Here is a 3,507-nt window from a genome sequence, read left to right as displayed (position 1 = left end):
CCTATCGGTAGTCTCCTCAGAATGACAGAAAAAAAGTAGAATGGTTTTAAGATTCTTCATCCGCCAAAAATGGCGGACTCAGAATGACAGGAAAGAATAATACAGTCATTCTGAATGGAGCGAAGCGGAATGAAGAATCTCTAAAAAATGTAGAATAGTTTTTTTAGATTCTTCGTCGTCTACCTATCGGTAGTCTCCTCAGAATGACAGAAAAAAAGTAGAATGGTTTTAAGATTCTTCATCCGCCAAAAATGGCGGACTCAGAATGACAGGAAAGAATAATACAGTCATTCTGAATGAAGCGAAGCGGAATGAAGAATCTCTAAAAAGAATTATTTTTTAGATTCTTCGTCAATCGCCTTTTGGCGAATTCCTCAGAATGACAGAAAAAAAGTAGAATTGTTTTTAGATTCTTCGTCGTCTGCCTATCGGCAGGACTCCTCAGAATGACAGGAGAGAAGTAGATGAGAAAATTTATTTCAAAAGTTTTAAAATTTTGATTGCAATACAAAAAAAAGTTAAATAAATTTCACTTAGTAAACGATAAAATAAATCAAAAAGAAAAATATTTTTAGATAATAAAAAATAATATTATTATTTTGCTCAGTGAAAATTAAAATTTAGTATGATAAAGAAGAGGGAAAAGTTTGTTGATAAAAAAATTTAATTAAACACCAAGGAGGTGAAAATGAAAAAAGTATTTCTAAAAATTAATCTCATATTAATCTTATTAAGTTTTGTTACATTAAAAGCACAGAGTAATGTATTAGTCAACTGGAAGTGTATACCACCGGATAGTCAAAAAGTATCTTCACAACATGTAAATGTGATTGGTATTAATGAAGTAGGTACTTCAATATTTCGTGTTAGAAGTTATACAGGTGCTAATGGTCCACTGGGACCAACTCAAAGATGGTGGCCTAATGATGGCACAAACGCAATATCCTGGGGTAATGAAACTGAGCAGGTAAACAATAGATATGTTCAGTTTGCTGTTACTCCTAAATCGGGATATATAATGCATGCAGACTCAATAACTATGTATTTAGGTGGCGGCTCTACAAGTTATATGAAAGTAAATGTAGCTTATGATACACGTGCATCATTCCAATATGCTAAAAGAATTAATTCAGAACCAGTAGCATTATTAAATAATGTTTTAAAATTGCTTTCTTTTAAAATTAATAAAGATGTTTATCCTGGGGATACTTTATATATCAGGGTATATCCATGGTATGAATCGACACTTTCGAATTCTAAATATTTGTTAGTTCAGGATGTTAATATTTATGGAAGTACTACAGAATTAACAATATCAAATTCTCCGGTAAATGTAAAATTACCAATTATTGCTGGTACAATTAATACAGAAAAACTTGCTGCAATTACCGTTGATGATATAAGTGCAAAAAATATTACTGCAATTCAATTCACACTTAATTATGACAAGAATATTATTTCAATTCCAGAGGTTGTAACAACTGGGACATTGTTAGAAGGCAAAGGTATACTTTCAGCAAATGCAGATACAACTAATGGAACTGTTACAGTAGCATGGGCAGGTTATCCTCCATTAACAGGTGAAGGTTCTTTATTAAAGCTAAAAATTAAATTTAAGAATTATGGGACATCAAATTTAGATTTTGGGAATACATTGAAATTCAACCTTGGAATACCAGGGGCTATAGTTACTTCTGGTTCTGCTAAAACAGCAGCAGTGATAGTTCAAGGCGGTTCTGTTACAGCAGTTGCAGGTGATAATATTGTAATACCTATTTTGACAACAGCTATTACAGCTGATCAAAAGGTATTATCTTATGATTTCACCGCATCATTTAATAAAGACGTAATTGAAATAACAAATTATGATTTAGAATCTACATTAAGTTCTGGTGGAATAGCCGCAATTAATGTAAATAATACTACTGGAACAGTAACCTTTTCATTAGCTAGCGGTTCATATATTACAGGAAGTGGAACATTATTGAAATTAACAGGTAAAGCAAAAGCAGCTGGAAGCACGGAATTAACATTCACCTCATTCAAATTTAATACTGGAACTCCAGGTGCAACAGCTGACCCTGCACAAATTGTAGTTGCAGAAGCAAATGTAGCTCCAACATTAACATTAAATCCAAACCAGACAACATTTGCAGTTAATGAAAATGAGACATTGACAATTACACTTATTGGTGCAGATGCAAATACAGGAGATGTATTAACATATTCATATACAGCAACTCCAGCTACAACAGGAGCTACATTATCTGCTGCTGGTGTATTTTCATGGAAACCAAATTTTGACCAGGCAGGTGTTTATTCAGTAACATTCAAGGTTACAGATAAAGGTGGATTATCTGCAACAAAGACAGTAGCAATAGTAGTAAATAATGTGAATAGACCTCCAGTATTCACTGTAGAAATACCAAATAATCAGGTAGTTCCAGTTCATAATGTTCCTGTTACTTTTGAATTTATTTATAAAGCAGAAGATCCTGATGGCGACCCGTTAACATTTAGAAAAGTTAGTGGTCCTGGTGAAATTTCTACAACAGGATTATTTACATGGGAACCAGTTCCTGATCAGGCAGGAAAATCTTATATTCTTATAGTTGAAGTATCAGATGGTTCATTGACAGCAACATCAACACGAACAATAAAGGTAAGTGATACAGTAACAGGAGTAGAAGAAGAATCAGGAATACCAAATGAGTTCATGTTGATGCAAAATTATCCAAATCCATTTAATCCAACAACGACAATAAAATTTGCGCTTCCAAAGGAATCGCATGTTAAGTTGTCGGTATATAACATACTTGGACAGGAAGTAGCAACATTGGTAAATGGAATAATGCAGGCAGGATATCACAGAGTTAATTTTGATGCTACAGGATTGAATACGGGTATGTATATATACAAGATACAGGCAGATGGATTTGTAATGATGAAGAAGATGATGTATGTGAAGTAGGAGAATAGGATATAGGAGAAGAATTAAAAAGCCCCTTGAAGAAAGGGGCTTTTTTTTGAGATAATTTTTTACCACGAAGGGACACAAAGTTCAGCACAAAGAGACACAAAGGTTTTATCCTTCGTGGAACTTTGTGAAATACTTTGTGAACTTTGTGTTAAAGAAAACGCTAAGGGGCAAAGTTCGCAAAGTAAAAGTGAAAGAAAAAAAAATATAGGAAGTGTTGAGTATACAGAAATAATCCGCGTAAATCTGCGGAATCTGCGAGAGATAAATTTCATGCGGATTATATGACTTATGTAGTCATTCTGAATGGAGCGAAGCGGAATGAAGAATCTCTAAAAAGAATTATTTTTTAGATTCTTCGTCATTCGCCTTTGGCGAATTTCTCAGAATGACAGAAAAAAGTAAAATTGTTTTTAGATTCTTCGTCGTCCACCTTACGGTGAGACTCCTCAGAATGACAGTGGAGAAGTGGAATTGTCATTCTGACTCGCCGAAGGCGAGGAAGAGTCTCTTAAAACAAGAGAATTAAG

At 33.8% G+C, this 3,507-nt stretch carries 1 protein-coding gene; it reads left to right on the top strand.

The window, feature by feature from the left end; genetic code table 11:
- The first annotated feature begins 688 nt into the window (after positions 1 to 688).
- A complete protein-coding gene (locus tag VJY32_RS14285; protein ID WP_353678607.1) occupies positions 689 to 2,971 on the top strand; it encodes an Ig-like domain-containing protein in 2,283 nt (760 codons plus the stop codon).
- The last annotated feature ends 536 nt before the right edge of the window (positions 2,972 to 3,507 follow it).

Origin of the sequence: Rosettibacter primus, from assembly GCF_036860675.1 — a bacterium.
GTDB lineage: Bacteria > Bacteroidota > Ignavibacteria > Ignavibacteriales > Melioribacteraceae > Rosettibacter > Rosettibacter primus.
Note: the sequence above shows the minus strand (reverse complement) of the source record. Positions and strands in the feature narration are given on the sequence as shown.